The following is a 719-nucleotide window of genomic DNA, read 5'->3' on the forward strand; positions in this document are numbered from 1 at the left end:
GATGGCAGCGCTCAAGCGACGCTACGGTTATCGGCGCATCCATATTCTGCTGCGCCGTGAAGGCTGGCAGATGAATCACAAGCGGGTCTGGCGGCTTTACAGCCAAGCCGGCTTGAGCGTTCGTAAGCGTCGCCGCAAGCGCATCGCTCCCGCAGAGCGGGTAGTTCGTCCCGTTGCGACGGCGCCGAATCAGAGCTGGTCGATGGACTTCGTGTCCGACGGTCTGGCCTATGGCCGCAGGTTCCGGTGCTTGAACATCGTCGATGACTACACGCGCGAGTGTCTTGCCATCGAGGTCGATACATCACTGCCGGGATTGCGGGTGGCGCAGGTGCTGCAACGGCTTGCGGAACTGCATGGGCTGCCCAAATCCATCACCGTGGACAACGGCCCAGAGTTTGCCGGCAGGGCCTTGGACGCTTGGGCCTATCAGGTCGGCGTGAAGCTGTCGTTCATCAGACCAGGCAAACCCGTGGAGAATGCATACATCGAGAGCTTCAACGGAAAATTCCGCGATGAATGCCTGAATGAGCATTGGTTCCTGTCGCTGCGCCAAGCCAAATCCTTGATCGAAGACTGGCGCGTCGAGTACAACACCGAACGCCCGCATAGCGCGCTGGGATACTTAACGCCGGAGCAGTTTGCTCAGGCGCATCGACAACAACGGTTTTTAACCCTGGACTCTATGTCGGTGCCGTACTAAGTCTGGGGGCAGGTCA

At 59.2% G+C, this 719-nt stretch carries 1 protein-coding gene; it reads left to right on the plus strand.

The genetic code is table 11. The annotated features are described in order from the left end of the window. On the plus strand, window positions 1-703 hold a 703-nt coding region (locus CAL18_RS16675; RefSeq protein WP_094818366.1), incomplete at its 5' end, for an IS3 family transposase. Window positions 704-719: the final 16 nt, after the last annotated feature.

The sequence above is a fragment of the Bordetella genomosp. 7 genome (genome assembly GCF_002261415.1).
Lineage (GTDB): Bacteria > Pseudomonadota > Gammaproteobacteria > Burkholderiales > Burkholderiaceae_B > Bordetella_A.